17 protein-coding genes are annotated in these 18,901 nt (G+C 66.7%); 11 read left to right on the top strand and 6 right to left on the bottom strand.

Annotation, left to right across the window (positions count from 1 at the left end; all coding sequences use genetic code 11):
• Together VHAB30_RS30040 and VHAB30_RS30035 are read right to left on the bottom strand one after the other, a co-directional pair.
• Positions 1 to 1,097, bottom strand: a 1,097-nt coding sequence (locus tag VHAB30_RS30040) for a type VI secretion system Vgr family protein (protein WP_174250309.1), incomplete at its 3' end; no start/stop codon positions are given.
• 25 nt (positions 1,098 to 1,122) lie between these two features.
• The gene (locus VHAB30_RS30035) at positions 1,123 to 1,848 is read right to left on the bottom strand and encodes a hypothetical protein (RefSeq protein WP_159279617.1); all 726 of its coding nucleotides are present in this window, start codon (positions 1,846 to 1,848) and stop codon (positions 1,123 to 1,125) included.
• A 266-nt stretch (positions 1,849 to 2,114) separates the two neighbouring features.
• Between VHAB30_RS30035 and VHAB30_RS30030 the strand changes: the two genes are divergently transcribed.
• The 6 genes from VHAB30_RS30030 (at position 2,115) to VHAB30_RS30005 (ending at position 10,613) form a co-directional block, all read left to right on the top strand.
• The gene (locus VHAB30_RS30030; RefSeq protein ID WP_370681903.1) at positions 2,115 to 2,957 is read left to right on the top strand and encodes a M15 family metallopeptidase; all 843 of its coding nucleotides are present in this window, start codon (positions 2,115 to 2,117) and stop codon (positions 2,955 to 2,957) included.
• A gap of 60 nt (positions 2,958 to 3,017) precedes the next feature.
• The gene (locus VHAB30_RS30025) at positions 3,018 to 3,311 is read left to right on the top strand and encodes a PAAR domain-containing protein (RefSeq protein ID WP_062481115.1); all 294 of its coding nucleotides are present in this window, start codon (positions 3,018 to 3,020) and stop codon (positions 3,309 to 3,311) included.
• A 108-nt stretch (positions 3,312 to 3,419) separates the two neighbouring features.
• Positions 3,420 to 4,892, top strand: a complete 1,473-nt coding sequence (locus VHAB30_RS30020) for a hypothetical protein (RefSeq protein WP_159279616.1) — start codon at positions 3,420 to 3,422, stop codon at positions 4,890 to 4,892.
• 24 nt (positions 4,893 to 4,916) lie between these two features.
• Complete coding sequence (gene tssM / locus VHAB30_RS30015) at positions 4,917 to 8,783, top strand: type VI secretion system membrane subunit TssM (RefSeq protein ID WP_159279615.1); 3,867 nt, start codon at positions 4,917 to 4,919, stop codon at positions 8,781 to 8,783.
• Positions 8,780 to 9,763: a type VI secretion system-associated protein TagF gene (tagF, locus tag VHAB30_RS30010; protein WP_095950376.1), complete on the top strand. Its 984-nt coding sequence runs from the start codon at positions 8,780 to 8,782 to the stop codon at positions 9,761 to 9,763. The genes tssM and tagF overlap by 4 nt, the downstream gene beginning before the upstream one ends.
• A 7-nt stretch (positions 9,764 to 9,770) precedes the next feature.
• Positions 9,771 to 10,613, top strand: a complete 843-nt coding sequence (locus VHAB30_RS30005; RefSeq protein ID WP_159279614.1) for an OmpA family protein — start codon at positions 9,771 to 9,773, stop codon at positions 10,611 to 10,613.
• 48 nt (positions 10,614 to 10,661) lie between these two features.
• Here the strand turns inward: VHAB30_RS30005 and tssA are convergent, their stop codons facing one another.
• From tssA to tssJ, 4 genes are all read right to left on the bottom strand, one after another.
• On the bottom strand, positions 10,662 to 11,822 hold the full coding sequence (gene tssA / locus VHAB30_RS30000) for a type VI secretion system protein TssA (RefSeq protein WP_159279613.1): 1,161 nt from the start codon (positions 11,820 to 11,822) through the stop codon (positions 10,662 to 10,664).
• Positions 11,819 to 12,616, bottom strand: coding sequence for a type IVB secretion system protein IcmH/DotU (gene icmH / locus VHAB30_RS29995; RefSeq protein WP_062481127.1), 798 nt, complete (start codon positions 12,614 to 12,616; stop codon positions 11,819 to 11,821). Before icmH ends, tssA begins: the two co-directional genes overlap by 4 nt.
• 16 nt (positions 12,617 to 12,632) lie before the next feature.
• Complete coding sequence (gene tssK / locus VHAB30_RS29990; protein WP_062481129.1) at positions 12,633 to 13,979, bottom strand: type VI secretion system baseplate subunit TssK; 1,347 nt, start codon at positions 13,977 to 13,979, stop codon at positions 12,633 to 12,635.
• A 79-nt stretch (positions 13,980 to 14,058) separates the two neighbouring features.
• The gene (tssJ, locus tag VHAB30_RS29985; protein ID WP_159279612.1) at positions 14,059 to 14,679 is read right to left on the bottom strand and encodes a type VI secretion system lipoprotein TssJ; all 621 of its coding nucleotides are present in this window, start codon (positions 14,677 to 14,679) and stop codon (positions 14,059 to 14,061) included.
• A 217-nt stretch (positions 14,680 to 14,896) separates the two neighbouring features.
• On the opposite strand from tssJ, the gene VHAB30_RS29980 reads away from it, so the two are divergent.
• From VHAB30_RS29980 to tssE, 5 genes are all read left to right on the top strand, one after another.
• Positions 14,897 to 15,565, top strand: coding sequence for a tetratricopeptide repeat protein (locus VHAB30_RS29980; RefSeq protein WP_159279611.1), 669 nt, complete (start codon positions 14,897 to 14,899; stop codon positions 15,563 to 15,565).
• A 119-nt stretch (positions 15,566 to 15,684) separates the two neighbouring features.
• On the top strand, positions 15,685 to 16,200 hold the full coding sequence (gene tssB, locus VHAB30_RS29975) for a type VI secretion system contractile sheath small subunit (protein ID WP_070062960.1): 516 nt from the start codon (positions 15,685 to 15,687) through the stop codon (positions 16,198 to 16,200).
• A gap of 2 nt (positions 16,201 to 16,202) precedes the next feature.
• Positions 16,203 to 17,693 (top strand): type VI secretion system contractile sheath large subunit, encoded by a 1,491-nt coding sequence (gene tssC, locus VHAB30_RS29970; RefSeq protein ID WP_062474765.1) that lies wholly within the window; start codon positions 16,203 to 16,205, stop codon positions 17,691 to 17,693.
• Between the two features lie 84 nt (positions 17,694 to 17,777).
• Complete coding sequence (locus VHAB30_RS29965) at positions 17,778 to 18,290, top strand: Hcp family type VI secretion system effector (RefSeq protein WP_062474768.1); 513 nt, start codon at positions 17,778 to 17,780, stop codon at positions 18,288 to 18,290.
• 109 nt (positions 18,291 to 18,399) lie between these two features.
• The gene (tssE, locus tag VHAB30_RS29960; RefSeq protein ID WP_062474770.1) at positions 18,400 to 18,891 is read left to right on the top strand and encodes a type VI secretion system baseplate subunit TssE; all 492 of its coding nucleotides are present in this window, start codon (positions 18,400 to 18,402) and stop codon (positions 18,889 to 18,891) included.
• Positions 18,892 to 18,901 lie beyond the last annotated feature (10 nt).

The following is an 18,901-nucleotide window of genomic DNA, read 5'->3' as shown; positions in this document are numbered from 1 at the left end:
ATGCCCACGTGTTCGACGGTGTCCAGCAGCAGTGCCGGCTTGGCCTGCAGCCCGAGTGCAGGCGCGTCGTCGATCTCGAGGCGCGTGCCCGCGCGCAAGGTGCGCACGGTGCTGTGGCCCAGCATCACGTCGGCGCGGCATTCGGCCGCTTCCATCATCAAGGCGGCATAGCGCTCGACGGTGCGGTTGGTGTCCCAGCCGCGGCTGCGGTCGTTCAGGCCGAGCACGTCGTCGTATTCCAGGCGCGGGGCGTTCTTGCCGCCGACCGGAAAGCGCGCGGGGGCGCTGCCTGTGAGCTGGCGTTTGCCGTCGACGTTCCAGGCGCTCAGGTGCACCTGGGCCACCGACTGGCGCATGCGGCGCACCAGCGCCTGCACGGCGTCGCTGCGCTCCTGCGAGCTTTTGCGGTGAAAGCGAACAGGCGAGCCTGCATCGGCGGGCTGGGCGTCGTTCGACGAGAAGATGACGAGCTTGTGGCCGGTCGGGGCCTGGGCGTCTTCCTCGATGCGCCAGGCCAGGCCTTCTTCGGCCAGCAGGCGTGAGAAGAAGTCGTAGTCGCTCTCGCGGTACTGGGTGCAGTAGGTGCGAACGGGGGCGTCGGCCAGGAAGCTGTTCACTTCGGAGGAGAAGGCCCAGCTGCCCGCATCCGCATACGGCGCGAGCACGCGCTCGATGATGTCTGCCACGCTGCGCTGCTGGAAGACCTGGCTGCGCCCTTGCTGGGTGGCCAGCCAGAGCCAGGGCACCAAGGTCAGGCGGTAGCGGGCCAAGCCGCCATCGGAGCCGAGCGACTCGACGGCGCGGATCAGGCCGGTGCGATGGCCCACAGAGCCATCGGCCAGCACAGTGACCAACGTCAGCGGCTGGTCGATCAGCGAAGACAGCGCCAGGTCCGCGCGCAAGCTCAGGCACACGATGCGCAACTCGAACAGCTGTGACACCGCTTCGCGCTGCACCCAGCCCTCCACGCGCAGGGCGTCGATGCTTTCGCGCGCAGCGGACGAAGACGATGAAGCAGCACTCGGCGCTTCAAGGCGATACAGCCGCGCCGTCTGGCTCAGCTCGGCCCACAGGGCGCTGCGGTCAGCGGAAGGCATCGGGAATTCGCTCAGGTTCGGATGCTCAAGGCTTGCAAGGTGCGCCCGGCTTGCAGTCCGCCGTTGCGGCAGGGGCCTGCGCCGACGGTGCGGGGTCGGAGGTCTTGCTGCGCTTGAGCAGCGCGGTCAGCAGGTCGGTGTCGGGATCGGGTCCCTTCGGCCGTGCCGCCGTTTGCGTGAGGTCGGAACGCGCGGCGGGCTTTGCTGCCTTGCTGGTGTTGGCAGCGGTCTTGACCGGCTTGCCGTTCGCGGCCGTGCGCACGGGCTTCTTCGAGCCCGACGCGATGCGCTCCGGTTTCTTTGCAGCAACGGCGCTGGCCTTGCTGTCGGCGCCTGTCTTCTTCGCGGGGGATGTTGCCGCTGCAACGCGCGCAGGCTTCGCGGCCGGCGGTACGGCCATGGGCTGCGCACCGATGGCTGCGAACGGCGTGGAGGCCTGTTGTTGTTGCTGTTGCTGCTGTGGTGCCGGCGGCGGCGTGCTGTCGCCTTCGATGATGCGCGCGGGCGTGGGCTCCGGTGCCGCGGCTGCAACGGGCGCGTCGGGCTTCGGTGGTTCCTTGGCGACAGGCGCTGCAACCGGCGCAGGCGTTGCTGCCGCCACGGTCGTGGCTGCCGCATCCGCGCGCTTCGATTGAAGGTGGTAGGTCGTGGCACCCGCCACACCGAGCAGCACTGCGAGCGAAGCCCACACGCCGGGCCGTGCGAAGAAGGAGCGCGCGCCGCTCTCGCGGCCACCGAACTGTGCGAGCACCCGCGTGGATTCGCCTCCGGGTGCGGCGGTAGATGTGGCTGCGGTGGGTGCGCTCGAACCAAGCAGGCTCGGGCGATCCTTGTGGGCGTCTGACGCGCCCATCATGGATGGGTGGTCCGGCTGGCTGCGGGCATGTGATTTCTCCCCTCGGCTTTATGTGGCGTGATCAACGCGATATCGCAATTGGGATGCAACAAGGTGCTGCGTGCGATGGGGTTCAAATTTTTATGCGACTCATACAATTGAGTGGCTCTCATTGAACACCGTTGATCTTCTTCACTCTCTTTTGTTATTTTGCCTTGATGGTGGCAGCACTTGCCATCTTCTTGTTCCCTTCTTTTCGTGACCGTGTGTTGCGAGCGACGGTCTCCATTTCTACTGCTATTGCATTCTTTTTTATTGGAATAGGACGCCGCCTCGGCTTTGTGTCCGAAGCAAGTTTTCAGTTGATGCGAGACAGCGGCTCAGGGGTGCGTACTTTTGCCGTAAGGCATCGCTATTTGTTGCTGTCGGGCATGGGCCTGCTTATCGTTCCGGTGTTGTTAAGTGTGACTTTCGGAAGTGGCCGGGTTCTGTTCTTCGACGACTGGGCCGCCACAAGCGATCCGAAGATCGAGGCCTTGCTCAAGGGCGAGCAGCTGGTGCCGCCACAGCCGTTGCCGCCCGAGGTGTTTGCCACTGCAGAGGTCGAGCAGATTCGTCCGCTCACGAAAGAAGGCAGTCGGGACTGGGCTGTTCTCGATGTGGACTTTCGTAATCGTTTGCTGCTCGTCTACAAGATCATGAAAGAAAAGCACGGCTACGACCTCGCATTGCTCGAGGGTTATCGCAGCCCCGAACGACAAGCCAAACTCGCTGCATTGGGCAATACAGTGACCATGGCGAAGGCCAATCAAAGCTATCATCAGTATGGACTTGCGGCAGACAACGCGTTCTATCGCAATGGCAAGCTGGTGATCTCTGAAAAAGATCCATGGGCCATGGAAGGCTATCGCCTCTATGGCGAAGCGGCCGAGTCCGTGGGCTTGGTGTGGGGTGGTCGATGGTCCTTCAGGGATTACGGTCACGTGGAGTACCGCAAGCCGGGATTTAAATTGTCACGCAACTGAATGCCGAGACGACATCTGTCGCACCGGCACACCACGAGGCAATCAAGGGGGAGAGTTCAAATGGGTGAGGATCAACCCGAGGCGGACAACGACCGCCCGTGGATCGTTCTGCATGACAAGACCGACCACGGTGGCTTCGTGATCACCGCGTCCGAAAACACGCACATCGATGAACGGCGTGTGGCGCGCATCGGCGACATGGTGTCGTGCCCGCGGCCCGGCCATGGCATCAACCCCATCGTGACGGGCAGCGACTGCGTGTCGATCGATGGCCGTCGCGTGGCGCGCCACGGCGACCGGGCGGCCTGCGGTTGCAGGCTGTTGTCGAGCCAGATCGCTTCCGCGTCCGAATGACGGCGGTGCACCCTTCTCCGGCTGCAGGCATGGCATGCGGTCACGCGAGCGCGTGGGCCGCTGCCATCGCTATCGCCCTCGCGTGACCCAGGCGTTCGAAAACTCCGGATGCTGTCGCGACTGATCAAGCCCGTTCTTTTGGCCTGCGCCGTGTTCATCACGGTGTGGGTGCTCGTGATCGTCTACTGGCAGTACACGGCGCGCATGCCGAGCACGAGCGACATCGTGCTCTACCTTGTCGTGCTGCCGCTGGCATTGATGCTCTTCTATGTGGTGCTGCGTCGCATCTTCACGGCCGCACCCGCTGCTGCGTTGCCCGCAGCCGGGGCGACAGTGGTCGCAGGCGCCGCCGCCTCATCGAATGCCGCGGCACCCGAAGCCTCGCAAGAGCGCCAGCAGATGGCCGTGCTGGCCTTCGCCCTTCGCACGCCGCGCGGCAGCGATGCCGACACGGTGGCCACCGCGATCGGCCAGGCGCAGACGCCCGAGCTGGTCCCGGAGCTGCGTGATGGCGAAGGCTTCCCCGTCATCGCGGGCCGCGTCGATGGCATCGACGAGAACGAGCTGCGCGAGCACTTGCGTGAAAGCCTGCAACCGGCCGGCGAATCTTTCGATGTCGATGCGCTGCCCGACGACCGGCTGCGCGCCATCCACCTGATGTCCGACGTGCTGCAGGAGCTGCTGGCGTCCGCGGCCGAAGCCATCGCCAACGCGGGCGATGCGCTCGCGGTGCGTGCGCCCGGGCGCTTCGTGTCCAGCGGCGGCGTCATCCCGGGGCCGGCGGCGGCGCCGCAGCTGAACCTCTCGCTGCTGTTGCCGGGCGCATGGAGCGAGAGCGAACGCGCGATCGCCACGCAGTGGGTGCAGCAGCGCGTGCGCGAGGGCGATGCGTCGCAGCGTTGGCTCGTCGACTGCTTCAAGAGCGAAGACGGCGTGTCCGGCATGGCGCTGCTCGACCGCATCAGCCTGTCGCTGCATCGCGAGCAAAGGCCCGCGCTGTGGATCGCGCTGGCGGCCGACTCCTCGGTGTCCGAAGCCAGCATCGCGCGCTGGGAGGCCGACGGCCTGCTGTACACCGCCACGCGCCGCAAGGGCCGCGTGCCCGGCGAAGCCGCCGCGGGCCTGCTGCTCGTGCGCGCCGGCGATGCACTGCTGGCACCGGCCGAGGCCGTGCGCCTGTCGCGCAGCGCAAGCGGCCAGCGCGAGGCCTCGGCCGACACGGCACGCACGCCCGATGCCAGCCTGCTCGATCGCTTCGCCCAACATCTGATGGCTACGTCGGCTCTCGAGACCGCCCAGGTCGACTGGGTCGTGAGCGACGCCGACCACCGCACCAGCCGCGTCACCGAAGTGGCCAAGCTTGTGCAGGAGCGGCTGCCGCACGTGCCCTTCGAAAACAACCTCTCCGTCTGCGCCACCCTGGGTCACCTGGGGGCCGCGGCCGACATGAGCGCCGTCGTGCTCGCGTGCCACCTGGCCGCGCGCGATGCACGGCATGTGCTCGCCATTTCCGTGCAGGACGCGCTCGCGCGGACGGCCTTGCTGGCCGGCCCGGCGAGCCCCGCGTCACCCGCTACTTAAACAGGACCGATTCCAGAAACTTCTATGCGGCGATTCTTCAGTTTCCTGGCCGATCCGCGCACCTTGTCGGTGATCGGCGCCATCGCGCTCGGCGCGTTCCTGCTGCTCGGGGCGCAGACGCTCGAAGTCGGCGCGATCTGGGCCGTCGGCATCTTCGTGGTGCTGCTGCTGTTGTGGCTGCTGGTGTGGTTCGTGCGGCGCATGCGCACGCGCGCGGCCAACCGCAAGCTCGGCGACATGCTCGAGGACCAGGCCGATGCCGCCGTGCGCGACAGCGACCCCGAGCGCAAGGCCGAGATCGACGAGCTGCGCGGGCGCATGGTCGAGGCGGTCAAGACCATCAAGACCTCGAAGATCGGGCAGATGTCGGGCAGCGAGGCGCTGTACGAGCTGCCCTGGTACATGGTCATCGGCAACCCGGCCGCGGGCAAGAGCAGCGCCATCCTGAACTCGGGCCTGCAGTTCCCGTTCGCCGACAAGGGCAACGCGGTGATCCAGGGCATCGGCGGCACGCGCAACTGCGACTGGTTCTTCACCACCGAAGGCATCGTGCTCGACACGGCGGGGCGCTATTCGATTCACCAGGAAGACCGCAAGGAGTGGTTCGGCTTCCTCGACCTGCTCAAGAAGTACCGGCCGAAGGCGCCCATCAACGGCATCATCATCACGGCCAGCATTCCCGAGCTGATCGGCAGCCGGCCCGACTTCGCCATTCAACTCGCGAAGAACCTGCGCCAGCGCATGCAGGAACTCACCGAGCGGCTCGAGGTGTTCGCGCCGGTCTACGTGATGTTCACCAAGGCCGACCTGATCACCGGCTTTGCGGAATTCTTCGGCGACAGCGACAAGATGGAGCGCGACCGCGTGTGGGGCGCCTCGCTGCCCTACGACGGCGACGAGAAGCAGGACGCGGTGGCGCTGTTCGACAAGCGCTTCGACGAGCTCTACATGGGCCTGAAGGAAATCAGCGTCTCGCACTTCGCGAACCACCGCAGCAGCGACCCGTCGCCTGAGCTCTTGATCTTCCCGCTCGAGTTCGCGGCCATCAAGCCCGCGCTGCGCGCCTTCCTGGCCACGCTGTTCGAGAGCAACCCGTTCCAGCACAAGCCGGTGTTCCGCGGTTTCTACTTCACCAGCGCCTTGCAGGAAGGCACGATGCGCAGCCTGTCGACCGAGCGCATCGCCAAGCGCTTCGGTCTCACGCTGAGCAACGCGGCCACCAAGTCCAAGGAAATCTATTCGCAGAACGGGTTCTTCCTGCGCGACCTGTTCTCCAAGGTGATCTTTGCCGACAAGAAGACGGTGCGGCAGTTCTCCAGCCCCGTGAAGGCGCGCGTGCGCTACGTGAGCTTCTTCGCCTTCGTCGCGGTGCTGGGCCTGCTGCTGGGCGGCTGGACCTGGTCGTACCTGGGCAACCGCCAGCTGGTGGAGAACGTGCAGGCCGACCTGGACAAGGTGGTCAAGCTGCAGGCCAGCGACAACGGCCTGCGCACGCGCTTCGAGGCGCTGGGCATCCTGCAGGACCGCATCGAGCAGCTCGAGAAATTCCGCAACGACCGGCCGCTGTCGCTGTCGCTGGGCCTGTACCAGGGCAACCAGCTCGAAGACAAGCTGGTGGCCGAGTACTACGGCGGCGTGAAGCAACTGATGCTCGCGCCGGTGTCGGACAACCTGCAGGCCTTCCTGCGCGAGGTGAACGCGCACCCCGACCGCCTGAAGCGCGCCGACGCGGTGGCCGCGCTGACGGGCGGCACGGCGCCCGCGCCGCTGCCGGTCGCCGGTGCCGCGACCACCACGGCACCCGCCGCAGCGCCGGAAGGCGGCGGCCTGTATGCCGGCTCCTCGCCGGCCGACGTGCAGGACGCCTACAACGCGCTCAAGACCTACCTCATGCTGTCCGACAAGCGGCAGGTGGAAACAGCGCACCTCACCGACCAGATCTCGCGCTTCTGGCGCGGCTGGCTCGAGAGCAACCGCGGCGACATGCCGCGCGCGGCGGTCATCCGCGATGCCGAGCGCATGATCACCTTCTACCTGCGCCGCGTGGGCGACGACAACTGGCCCGCACTGGCCGACACCAACCTGGCGCTGGTCGAGCAGACGCGCGACAACCTGCGCCGCGTGGTGCGCGGCATGCCGGCGCGCGAACGCGTGTACGCCGAGATCAAGGCGCGCGCCTCCACGCGCTTCGCGCCGATGACCGTGGCGCGCATCCTCGGGGCCACGGCCGGCGGCGCCGAAGCCGAAGGCACCCTCGCCGGCAGCGTCGCCATCTCGGGCGCGTTCACGCGCGAGGCCTGGCAGCAGTACGTGGACGACGCGATCCGCGACGCTGCGAACAAGGAAACCTCGAGCAAGGACTGGGTGCTCAACGTCGCCGGCAACGACGACCTGACGCTCGAAGGCAGCCCGGAGCAGATCCGCAAGACGCTGGCCACCATGTACAAGCTGGAGTACGCCAAGGAGTGGCAGCGCTTCCTGCAGGGCATCGCGGTGAAGGACATGGGCAGCTTCGAACAGGCCGTGGTGGCGATGAACCAGCTGGGCGATCCGCAGAACTCGCCGATCCGCAAGGTCTTCGACACCGTGTACGACCAGACCTCGTGGGACAACCCCTCGCTGGTCAACGCCGGCCTGCAGCAGGCGCGCACCGGGGCCTTCAACTGGTTCAAGCGCCTCTTCAGCCGTGCCACGCCGTCGCAGGTGAACGTGAACGTCGACCTCAACGGCGGCGCCACCGAAATCCCGATGGGCCCGATCGGGCGCGAGTTCGCGGGCGTGGCGCGCCTGGTGGTCGAGCGCGACAACACCTCGCTGCTGCGCGGCTACCTGGGCACGCTGTCCAAGTTGCGCGGGCGCTTCAACCAGATCAAGAACCAGGGCGACCCCGGACCGGGCGCGCGCCAGCTCATGCAGCAGACGCTGGAAGGCAACGGCTCCGAGCTGGCCGACGCGCTCAAGTACGTCGACGAGCAGATGCTCACCGGCATGGACGCCGCACAGCGCCAGGCGCTGCGCCCGCTGCTGGTGCGGCCGCTGCTGCAGGCCTACGCGGTGACGGTGCAGCCGACGGCGGTGGAGGTCAACAAGATCTGGAGCGCGCAGGTGCACCAGCCCTTCCAGCAGTCGCTGGCCACCAAGTACCCGTTCTCGGCGAGCGCGAAGATCGAGGCCTCGCCGGCGGAGATCGCGCAGTTTTTCGGGCCTGAAGGCGCCATCGGCAAGTTCGTGACGACCACGCTGGGCTCGCTGGTGATCCGCCGCGGCGACCTGCTGTCGCCGCGCGCCTGGGGCGACCAGGGCCTCACGCTGAGCCCCGACTTCGTGAACGGCTTCGCGCAGTGGGTGGCGCCGCTGTCGGGCGGTGCCGCAGCCGGTGCCGGCGGCAGCGCGCAGCCGCAGACGCTGTTCCAGATCCTGCCGCAGCCCGTGTCGGGCCTGACGGAGTACATGGTGGAAATCGATGGCCAGCAGCTGCGCTACCGCAACACGCCGCCGCAGTGGTCCAACTTCGTCTGGCCCAACGCACAGGGCACGCCGGGCGCGAAGATCACCGCCGTCACCTTCGACGGGCGCACGGTCGAGCTGATCAACGAGCCGGGCAACTTCGGCCTGGAGCGCCTGCTCAGCACGGCGCAGCGCACCAAGTTGCCCGACGGCAGCTTCGAGCTCACCTGGGCGCGCGACAACGCGAGCGTGACCGTCAAGCTGCGCGTGATCCAGAACACGCAGTCGGCCGGTTCGGGCGGCGATTCGCCGCAGGGCAAGGGCCTGCGCGGCACGGTGCTGCCGTCGACGGTCGCGGAGATCGGTGTGCCGCGCGCAGCAGCACCCGCAGCGGTTCAGGCACCGGCCCAGGCGCCGGTGCAGGCAGGGGGAGCAGGCAAATGAGCGCGCCACAACAGCTGTGCTACTTCGGCAAGTTGCCCGGTCGCGGCGACTTCGTGAAGGGCCTGTACAACCCGCAGCTCATCAAGGTGTTCGACCACTGGCTGTCGCAGACCATGGAGATGCTGTCGGAAGACCCGCGCTGGAAGCTGATCTACGACAACGCCGCGCCGATGCACTTCGTGTGCCTGGGCTCGCGCAGCCGCGTCGCCATTGCGGGGCACGTGCGCCCCAGCCGCGACGAGTCGTCGCGCCGCTACCCGTTCCTGGCGGCCACTTCGGTGGACGTGGACGAGGCGCTCGACTTCATGCGCGGCGCGCCGATGCTCATCGGCCCCTACTGGGACCGCATGGCGGTGCAGGTGCAGTCGCTGGCGGCCGGCACCGACCTGGACAACGAGCTGAAGAAGTTCGAGGCCATCGATCCGGCCATCGAGACCGGCTTCAAGAAGTCGGCCTCGCGCGCCACCTATGCGGCGTTCACGCGCGACACCAGCCTGCTGCGCATCGAGCAGATGCTCAACTTCGACGGCCACAAGGTGTCGCTGCGCCGTGCCATCCTGGCGCTGGGTTTGCTGCTGCAGCCGGTGATGGCCAGCGCGGTGTCGCACCTGGAAAAGGGGCTCACGCTGCCGCTGCCGCGCGACCCGGTCGACCGCTCGCTGATCGCCACCTTCTGGCTCGAGATGGTGTCGCAGTTCCTGGCCAAGGCCGACTTCGAGCTGGTGCTGCTGGTCACCGAGATCGACGGCCGCTCTCGGCTGGTGATCGGCTTCAACGGCCTGTCGCCGCGCAGCCTGCAAAGCGTGCTGCATCCGCAGGTCTACACCGAGCACAACATCGACATCGACAACCCGGAGTGGGTCGAGGACACCATCCACAGCAACTACGCGATGTTCAAGCTGGTGAGCTACCTCGACCAGCCGCAGCTGCCGCTGGACATCGTGCTCACCGCCTTTCGCGAAGTCTTCATCGGGGAATGACACGGTCATGAATTGTTCTTTGCGCGTTCTCGTGCTGTCCATGGCCTGCGGGCTCGCGCTCGTGCCGGCCGTGCAGGCCCAGCAACCCCAACAACCACCCGCGGCGGGCGCCACCGCCGCCCGCGTCGAGACCACGCCCGCGGCCGTCGGCAAGGGCGAGCCGGTCGTGGCCGGCGGGCAGGTGCCCGATGAAGCCACGCGCATCGCCGTCATCGAGGCGCTGCGCCGCGTGTACGGCCCCAGCGGCGTGATCGACAAGATCGAGGTGGTGAACACCGTCAGCATGCCGGCCAACTGGAGCGCCAACGTGCAGCGGCTGATCACGCCCTCGCTCAAGGACATCCACCGCGGCCAGCTTCAGATCGAGGGCACGCAGATGGCGCTCAGCGGCGAGGTCGGCAACGAGGCGCTGCGCCAGAAGATCGTGAGCGACATGGCGAATTCGCTCAACCCGACCTACACCATCAAGAACAGCCTGCGCGTGCCCGCGTCGGAGCAGATCGCGGTCGACCAGGCGCTGGCCAACCGCACCATCGAGTTCGAACTGGGCAGCGCCACGCTCACGGGCAAGGGCCGCGCCATCCTCGACGAGATGGCGCCGATCCTGCAGAAGCTCACCAACAAGTCGGTGGCGGTGGTGGGCCACACCGACAACGCCGGCAACCGCACGTCGAACCTGGCGCTGAGCCAGTCGCGTGCCGAATCGGTCAAGGGCTACCTGGTGGGCAAGGGCATCGACCCGATGACGCTCACGACCTCGGGCGTGGGCCCGGACCAGCCGGTGGCGAGCAATGCGACGGACGAGGGGCGTTCGCGCAACCGGCGCATCGAGTTCCGGGTCGGACGCTAAAGAAAAAGGCCCGCAACGCGGGCCTTTTTTCTTTCGCTCAGCGCGCAGTCAACGCGACTCGTCGTCGCCCTTGGGCAGATCGAGCAGGTCCACCAGCTGGGCCAGCTCCTGCTCGTTCTTGATCACGTTGCGCAGCCACGCATGCAGCGGCATGTCGGCCCAGCGCGCGGCCTTGTTCGCCATGTAGGCGGCCGGGCTCGAGGGCTCGGTCTGCTCGAAATACGCCGCCACTTCCTTGAGCTGCGCGATGGCCTGCGCGCGGCTGTGGATGCCGGGTGGCAGCGCGGCGGGCACATGCACCGCCGCGTGGTAGTTGGGAGATGAATGGGGCATGGCGGCGTCGAAGACGGGTTCGATGCGGGTCGGGGCAGCCGGTGCGCTGGCGGCCGGTGCAGCGGCGGTGGCTTGCGGCGCCGCGCCGTTGTCGATCGGCACGCCGGCCTCGCGCGCGAAGCGCTCGACAGCCTGGCGGATGGCCGCGGCGGCGTCCTTCGCGGCGCGAAAGCTCGGGCCGTTGGAGGCGGTGCGTTCGTCGAACACGGCCTCGAACTCGGCCAGCGCCTGCTCGCAGGCCTGCACGTCACGGTGCGTCTTCTGCAGGAACTTCGCGGGCGTGGCGCGGCGCAGGCGGTCGAACTGCTCGAGCGTCACCTTGTTGCGCTGCAGCTCGTCGGCCTGCGCCGGCGTGCGGCGGATGGCCTGGTCGAGCGCCAGTGCGGTCTCCCAGACCAGCGCGCTGTGGCCGGTGTGGCCGTCGCTCACGATGGGCGCGCGCTGCAGCAGCTCGACCGAGCGCGAGATCAGCCAGGTGACGGTGCCGATCCGCATCTCGATGTCGCCGCCCTCGGGCTGCGGATGCAGTTCGTCCCAGTACTGGCGGCACAGGCCGCTGAGCAGGCGGTAGCCGTCGGCCAGTCCCTCGAAGCCGCGCTGGCTGGCCAGCGCGTCGGTGAGCCACACGCCCAGTCGCAAATCCTTGGTGGACGCGCGCAGCAGCTTGTCGCACTCGGCAATCACGAAGGGCCAGTTGGCCTCCTTCAGCTCGATGACCCATTCGCCCTGTTCGAGCGAGGGGTCGTCGTGCTTGCGCGCTTCCTGGATGGCGTCGAACTCGCGCGAGAACAGCATGTCCTCGCCGCAGGGCTTGGCCTCCGAGATCGGGGCCAGCAGGGCCGCGAGGTCGAGGCGGTTCGTCGCGGCCGTGGTCATGGCAGCGAGATCGTCAGGTTGGCCTGGCGCGGGCCGAGCTTCACGATGTCCTGGTAGCTCGCGAGCGCGCCCTGCGTGGTGCTGCCCAGGTGTGCCGACAGGCCGATGAAGCCCAGCAGCCCGATGAGCGCGAACAGCGCGGCCACCACCCACTGCGGCGCCTCGCGCTTGAGCGAATGCGAGATGAGGTCGGGCAGCGGCCAGTGCGGCGCGAAGGGCGTGCGCTTGCCGCGCGCGTTGGCGATCTCGTCGCCCACGCGCGCCGTGAGGTAGGCCAGCTTCTCGGTGCCGTCGATGGCGTACTTGCCCTGGAAGCCCAGCAGCAGGCACATGTAGAAAACCTCGAGCGTCTGGATGCGCGCGGCGCCGTGCGCCCGCTCGACCTCGAGCATGTTGAAGAAGTTCTCGCCCGCCAGCTGGTCGCCGAACAGCGTGAGCTGCAGCGGCCGGCGCTCCCACTCGGAGCGGATGGCGAACTCGGGCGCCGAGAGCACGAACTCGTCGACCGTGGCGCAGAACGCGTACTTGGCTGCGTGGATTTGCTCGGCCGTGGCGTCGAGCTTGCGCGCGTTGCGCTCGAACTCGCCCAGGTAGTTGCGGATGCCCGTGAGGAACTGCTCGGTGGTGGCCGGCTGCTGCTTCTTCTTCAGAAGGAACAGCATCACGAAGCCGTCGTACAGCAGGTCGAGCAGGCTCGAATCGGCGTCGGGCGCCACGCCGGCCGGCGTGAACGAGGCGGGCGGCGCGTCGGCACCCAGCAGGGAAGGGGCCTTGTTGAGGGTGGTGGTGTTCATACGATCGGGCGGGTGATCAGCCGGTCACGGCGATCAGTTCGAGTTGCATGTCGGGGATGCCGGCCGGCGCATAGATGGTGACGCTTTGCGCCTGCAGCATGCGGTCGTACAGCTGGCTCTTGCTGTCGATGGAGAAGTAGCACGCGCCCGCGCGGATCGGGATGGCCGGCGGCACCTGCGGCGCGTAGACGATGCGCACGCCCGGCATGGCCGAGAGCACCAGCTTGTCGACGTCTTCGGGCGCGCCGATCTTGAAGCGCTGCGGCACCACCTCGGCCAGCTCGGCGGCCGGCATGCTGGCGGTGACCGACATGTAGAACACGGTCTTCTCGTCGATCTTTCCGGAATCGAGGCGCCCCAGGTAGAAGGCGTTGCGCGTCTCGGTGAGCGCAATGGCGAAGTAGCGCGTGGAGATGACGGTGTCGAGCAGGTCGCGCACGATGCGGTCGAGCTCGGCGAAGGCCGGGCCGGGCTTCTCGTGGTCGTACACCGGCAGGTCGTTCAGCGAGTAGGTCTTGGCGAACGTCATCAGCGCGCCGGCCAGGCTCAGCAGTTCCTGGAACAGCCGCTCCGGGTGCAGCGATGGGTGATGGAACAGGTGCGAGAGCGACGCGAACGCCGAGTTGGCCGTGTGCAGCAGCCAGAACGAGGCGATGTCGCCCGAGCGGAACTCGATGATGTTCTTGCTCGGTTCGCGGTGGATGCCGTACAGCGAATTGACCTTGGCCTGCAGCACGTCGAGCAGCCGGCGCAGCTGCTGGAACACGGTGGGCGAGGCGTCGATGCTGGTGCACGGCGGCACGAAGCTGCGGTCGATCTCGAAGCCGCCCGCGGCGGTGCGGCGGATGCGGATCACGGGGATCGACACGAACTGCTCGCGCGGCTCGGTGTCGGCCAGGAGCTTCACGCTCTTGCGCAGGAACACCACCTCGGCGCTCACGGCGTTGGTGTACAGGTCGAGCGACTGCGTCGCGTCGCTGGTGTAGCGCGCGGCAAAGCCTTCTTCGTTGGGGTCGGTGTAGTTCTTGCCGAGCTCCTTCACCGGGTGCAGCACCAGGTAGAAGGTGATCTCGTTCTGGCCCGGGCTCAGCGTGTCGAGCGAGATGGGCGGCGGCAGCGCATCGGCCTGCGGCGCCGCGTACGGTTCGCCGTCGGGGAACACCAGCGACAGCTGCGAGGCGCGCAGCATGCCGCTGGCCAGCGCATCGAGGTCGAAGCTGATGGAGCGCACGCCCCAGAAGTACGGATGCAGCGTCTGCGCCGTGGCGCGCAGGCGCGCCTCGTGGTACGCGTCTTGGCGCTGGAAATGCTGGGGGCGTAGAAACAAGCCCTCTCCCCAGAGGACCTTGGCTGCATAGCTCACGTCGGATCAACTCCCCACAATTTTTTTTGAATGTATCGCATCGTCGTGTCGACTCGGACAGGCCCGCCGTCGCTGCAGTTCAGGCGGGCGAGGGCCGGCAAGTCACCGGCCCCAACAGGTTGAGCGCGCCCGTGGGGGCGGCGCCTTGTGCGTTCTGCTGGCCCACCACCGCGCCTGTCGTGACGGTGAGCGCGCAGGCATGCGCGCCCATCACGATGCCGGTTTTTTCGGCGTCCGCGGCGTTGAAGGCGAAGCGCCAGCGCTGTGCATCGGGCGAGTGGAACAGCACCACCACGGCCACCGCGTTGGCGCTGCGCGGAACCATCTCGGTCCAGGTGTATTGCTGGTCGGGAATGAGCGTGATCTCGCGGCTCTCGACGAGGTCGTCGCCCAGCTGCGCCTTGTCGCGTCCCGGCGTGACGAAGGCGTCGAAGGACGACTGGTAGAAGCCCGTCGTTTCCTTCAGCTTGTAGATGCGCATCACCACGGACAGCGGGCGGTTGCGGCCGTCGGCGTTGAGGTTCTTGCCCGCGGCGATCGACATCGTCACCTTGCGCGGGGGCTTTTGCGACTCGGGCAGCTCGGGCTTCTTCAGTCCGCTCGCCTCGAGCGCGATGTTGGCGATCGTGAGCGCCGGCGAGCTGCACCCGCCGAGCATCAACGCGGCCAGCAGCGCGCCAGATGTAATTAATATTTTCATTAAAAGCGAGTCGTAACAATATTTCGATGGACCAAATAGGATTAACCGATTTCGAAAATGACTTTCGATTAGGAAATTAGCATTAATCCGCCCCCGTCATTTGCCATCCACGCGGCTGTAGTATCGTGTATTGTTATTGTCAACGGTCGCAATTTAATGAATGATTGCGGCCTGCTAAAAAGTCAGATCAGGGGGGAATGTGTCGATTCGAAAAATCATGTCGCGCACGATGATTGCCGGTGCCATTGCGAGCACCGTCTTTTTGTCGGCCTGTACCACCACGCCGGACGCGGCCGTTGCCCAGGCCACCGCGGCCTACAACAAGAGCCTGGCCGAGGTCGATGCCGCCGCGGCAGCCGCCACCGGCGACAAGGCGCCCGTCATCCGCCAGTACCAGCAGCTCGCCACCGACAACCCGACCCGCGGTGAGCCGTGGTCGCGCATCGCGCAGATCTACTTCAACGAAGGCCGCTACAGCCTGGCCATCTCGGCCGCCGAGGAGTCGCTGCGCCGCGACCCCTCCAGCCGGCAGGCCAAGAGCATCACCGCCGTGGGCGGCCTGCGCCTGGCGGCCCGCTCCATCGAGGACCTGGGCAAGGACAGCAGCCTGAGCGGCGACGCCAACGCCGACGCCTACCGCCTGGCCGCCCTGCTGCGCGAAACCCTGGGCCTGTCGGTCCTGGTGCCCGCCGGCCCCGAAGCCCGGCCGGCGCCCACGCGCCGCGCCGCGGCCCCCAGCCCGGCACCCGCGCCCTCGTCGTCATCGTCCGCCGCGCCGACCCCGGTCGCCGCCGCACGGCCCGCCCCGGTCGCCGCGCCGCGCCCGGCACCTGCCGCGCCCGCCCCGCGCGCGGGTGGCGGCAATCCATTTGACGCGCTCAAGTAATTGTCCGGTTTTTGAATTGGTTTTAAACCAATGTATTAACGAATGGGCGTGCGATCCGGAAATGGGTCGTACAACTTTTTAATTCGTTTCTCAGTCCTATTGCGAAGGTATTGAAGCTTATGGCGACCAAAAGACAGAGCGTGCAGAAGCGTCTCCAAAAAGTGCGCCCGCCGCGCGTGCAACTCACGTACGACGTGGAACTCGGTGACGCCATCGAGAAAAAGGAATTGCCTTTCGTCGTCGGCGTGATCGCCGACCTGGCGGGCCAGTCCGAGGTCGAGCAGCCCAAGCTCAAGGACCGCAAGTTCGTCAACATCGACCGCGACAACATGGACGACGTCATGAAGGGCGTGGCCCCGCGTGCCGCCTTCCAGGTGCCGAACAAGCTGGACGGACGCGGCGGCAGCTTCGGTGTCGACCTCACCTTCAACTCGATGGACGCCTTCTCGCCCGAAGCCGTCGTCGAGCAGATCGAGCCGCTCAAGCGCCTGCTCGACGCGCGCACCAAGCTGGCCGACCTGCGCAACAAGATGGCCGGCAACAGCAAGCTCGAAGACCTGCTGGCCGACGTGCTGAACAACACCGAGCAACTCCAGCGCCTGGGACAGAGCGCCGGCAAGAAGGACGAAAGCTGAACATGACCGCGCAAGCACTTTCGGCATCGAGCGGTGCCGCTTCGTCCGAGGCCTCGGTCGACCTGCTCGACCAGATCGTCGAGAAGAGCAAGGTCGCCAAGTCCGACGTGGAGCACACGCGCACCAAGGACCTCATCGGCGAACTCGTCAGCCAGGTCCTCGAAGGCTCGGTGATCGTCTCCGACAACGTGTCGGCCATGATCGACGCGCGCGTGGCCGACCTGGACGCGCTCATCTCCGCCCAGCTCAGCGCCGTGATGCACGCGCCCGAGTTCCAGAAGCTGGAGAGCACCTGGCGCGGCCTGGAGTACCTGGTCAAGGAAACGCCGACCGGCACGATGCTGAAGATCAAGGTCATCAACGCCACCAAGCGTGACCTGATCCGCGACTTCAAGGCCGCCGTCGAGTTCGACCAGAGCGCGATGTTCAAGAAGGTCTACGAAGAAGAGTTCGGCACCTTCGGCGGTGCGCCGTTCGGCGCGCTGGTGGGCGACTTCGACGTCACGCGCCAGCCCGAAGACATGTACTTCCTGGACCAGATGGCGCACGTGGCGGCCGCCGCCCACGCGCCCTTCATCGGCGCGGCCTCGCCCGAGCTGCTGGGCCTGGAGAGCTTTGCCGACCTGGGCAAGCCGCGCGACATGGCCAAGGTGTTCGACACCGTCGAGTACGCCAAGTGGAAGTCGTTCCGCGATTCGGAAGACTCGCGCTACGTCGGCCTCACGCTGCCGCGCTTCCTCGGGCGCCTGCCCTACCACCCGCGCGAAGGCACGGTGGTCGACAGCTTCAACTTCGTCGAGGACGTCGACGGCACCGACCACGCCAAGTACCTCTGGTGCAACGCCGCCTGGGCCTTCGCCACGCGCCTGACGGCCGCATTCGACGACTTCGGCTGGTGCGCGGCCATCCGCGGCGTGGAAGGTGGCGGCCTGGTCGAAGACCTGCCCACGCACACCTTCAAGACCGACGAAGGCGAGATCGCCCTGAAGTGCCCGACCGAGATTGCCATCACCGACCGGCGCGAAAAGGAGCTCAGCGACCTGGGCTTCATTCCGCTCGTGCACTGCAAGAACTCCGACTACGCGGCGTTCTTCGGCGCGCAGTCGCTGCAGAAGGCCAAGAAGTACAACACCGACAGCGCCAACGCCAACGCGGTGCTGTCGGCGCAGCTGCAGTACATCTTCTCGGTGTCGCGCATCGCGCACTACCTCAAGGCCATGATGCGCGACAAGATCGGCAGCTTTGCCTCGGCGCACAACGTCGAACAGTTCCTGAACCGCTGGATCGCGCAGTACGTGCTGCTCGACGACAACGCGACGCAGGAACAGAAGGCCCAGTTCCCGCTGCGCGAAGCCGCCATCCAGGTCGGCGAAGTGCCCGGGCGGCCCGGCGTGTACCGCGCGGTCGCGTTCCTGCGCCCGCACTTCCAGCTGGATGAACTGTCTATTTCACTGCGCTTGGTCGCCGATCTGCCGAAGTCAGTGAATAAGTAAGGAGGCAGATCGGGTGCGCGGCCGAGGGGCCGTGCTGCAACACGTTAACTGTCAGTAATCAATCAATCAAGAAGGGGAAGAAACATGAAAGATATCTACGTCAAGTTCGGCAGCCCGGCCATCAACGGCGAGTCGCAGGACAAGGACCACAAGGACTGGATCGAAGTCAGCTCGTGGCAGCACAGCATCGTGCAACCGCGCTCGGCCACCGCGTCGACCGCCGGCGGCCACACCGCCGAGCGCTGCGAGCACGGCGAGATGATCTTCACGAAGGACATGGACGTCGTCAGCCCGCTGCTGTACCAGCACGCGTCGGGCGGCACCACCTTCGACGAAGTCACGGTGCAGTTCTACCGTGCCGACGGCGAAGGCAAGCGTGTGCAGTACATGGAGATCAAGCTCAAGTACGTGCTGATCGCCAGCGTGAACCCGAAGGTCGTGAGCACCGACGTGGCCAGCGTGCCGAGCGAGACCTTCTCGCTGAAGTACGCCGCCGTGCAGTGGAAGTACACGCAGCAGAAGATCGGCGGCAACCAGGGCGGCAACTCGCAAGGCGCCTGGAGCCTCACGAAGAACGACAAGACCTACTCGGTCTGACGCCAGTCGGGCAATGACGACCGCGGCGCAGGCCGCGGTTTCTTTTTGGCGCCGCGCCCCTCGCGCGGCGCCGTGCCCGTTGTCCGACGCGAGAGACAGGGAGTGACCCATGACAGGATTCGAACCGGGCCTGCTCGACAAGCTGTTCGATGACGACTGGCGCGGGCCGGCCTCGCCGGTGCTGCGGCACTTGTCGCTTGACGAGGTCAAGAACGTGGTCGCACGCGACCTCGAATCCCTGCTCAACACGCGCATGGTCTTCGACGACGCCAAGCTCCAGGCCTACCCCGAGTGCCGGCGTTCCGTCATGACCTACGGCCTGAGCGATTTCTCGGGCCTGAGCCTGGCCAGCCACTACGACCGTTCGTTCATCTGCCGCTCGCTGGAGCAGGCCATCGCCCGCCACGAGTCGCGCCTGCGCGATGTCTCGGTGTCGCTCGAGGTCGACGGCCAGGCCAGCACCCACATGCTCTATTTCGGAATCACCGCCCTGCTCGTGCTGCCCGAGCTGGCCGAGCCGGTGAACTTCGACGCCATGCTGCAGCCCACGACGCTGCAGTACTCCATCACCCGCGGCACCGGCAAGAGCCGGTACGCCTAGCGCCACGCCG

Origin of the sequence: Variovorax boronicumulans, from assembly GCF_009811375.1 — a bacterium.
Lineage (GTDB): Bacteria > Pseudomonadota > Gammaproteobacteria > Burkholderiales > Burkholderiaceae_C > Variovorax > Variovorax boronicumulans.
This window is presented reverse-complemented; position numbering and strand designations above follow the sequence as displayed.

Coding starts and splice junctions, on each gene's coding strand:
- tssM (WP_159279615.1), top strand. CDS start 4,917: ATGCGGCGATTCTTCAGTTTCCTGGCCGATCCGCGCACCTTGTCGGTG.
- VHAB30_RS29980 (WP_159279611.1), top strand. CDS start 14,897: ATGTCGCGCACGATGATTGCCGGTGCCATTGCGAGCACCGTCTTTTTG.
- VHAB30_RS30020 (WP_159279616.1), top strand. CDS start 3,420: ATGCTGTCGCGACTGATCAAGCCCGTTCTTTTGGCCTGCGCCGTGTTC.
- tssA (WP_159279613.1), bottom strand. CDS start 11,822: ATGACCACGGCCGCGACGAACCGCCTCGACCTCGCGGCCCTGCTGGCC.
- tssE (WP_062474770.1), top strand. CDS start 18,400: ATGACAGGATTCGAACCGGGCCTGCTCGACAAGCTGTTCGATGACGAC.
- tssJ (WP_159279612.1), bottom strand. CDS start 14,679: ATGAAAATATTAATTACATCTGGCGCGCTGCTGGCCGCGTTGATGCTC.
- VHAB30_RS30025 (WP_062481115.1), top strand. CDS start 3,018: ATGGGTGAGGATCAACCCGAGGCGGACAACGACCGCCCGTGGATCGTT.
- VHAB30_RS29965 (WP_062474768.1), top strand. CDS start 17,778: ATGAAAGATATCTACGTCAAGTTCGGCAGCCCGGCCATCAACGGCGAG.
- tssB (WP_070062960.1), top strand. CDS start 15,685: ATGGCGACCAAAAGACAGAGCGTGCAGAAGCGTCTCCAAAAAGTGCGC.
- tagF (WP_095950376.1), top strand. CDS start 8,780: ATGAGCGCGCCACAACAGCTGTGCTACTTCGGCAAGTTGCCCGGTCGC.
- tssC (WP_062474765.1), top strand. CDS start 16,203: ATGACCGCGCAAGCACTTTCGGCATCGAGCGGTGCCGCTTCGTCCGAG.
- icmH (WP_062481127.1), bottom strand. CDS start 12,616: ATGAACACCACCACCCTCAACAAGGCCCCTTCCCTGCTGGGTGCCGAC.
- VHAB30_RS30005 (WP_159279614.1), top strand. CDS start 9,771: ATGAATTGTTCTTTGCGCGTTCTCGTGCTGTCCATGGCCTGCGGGCTC.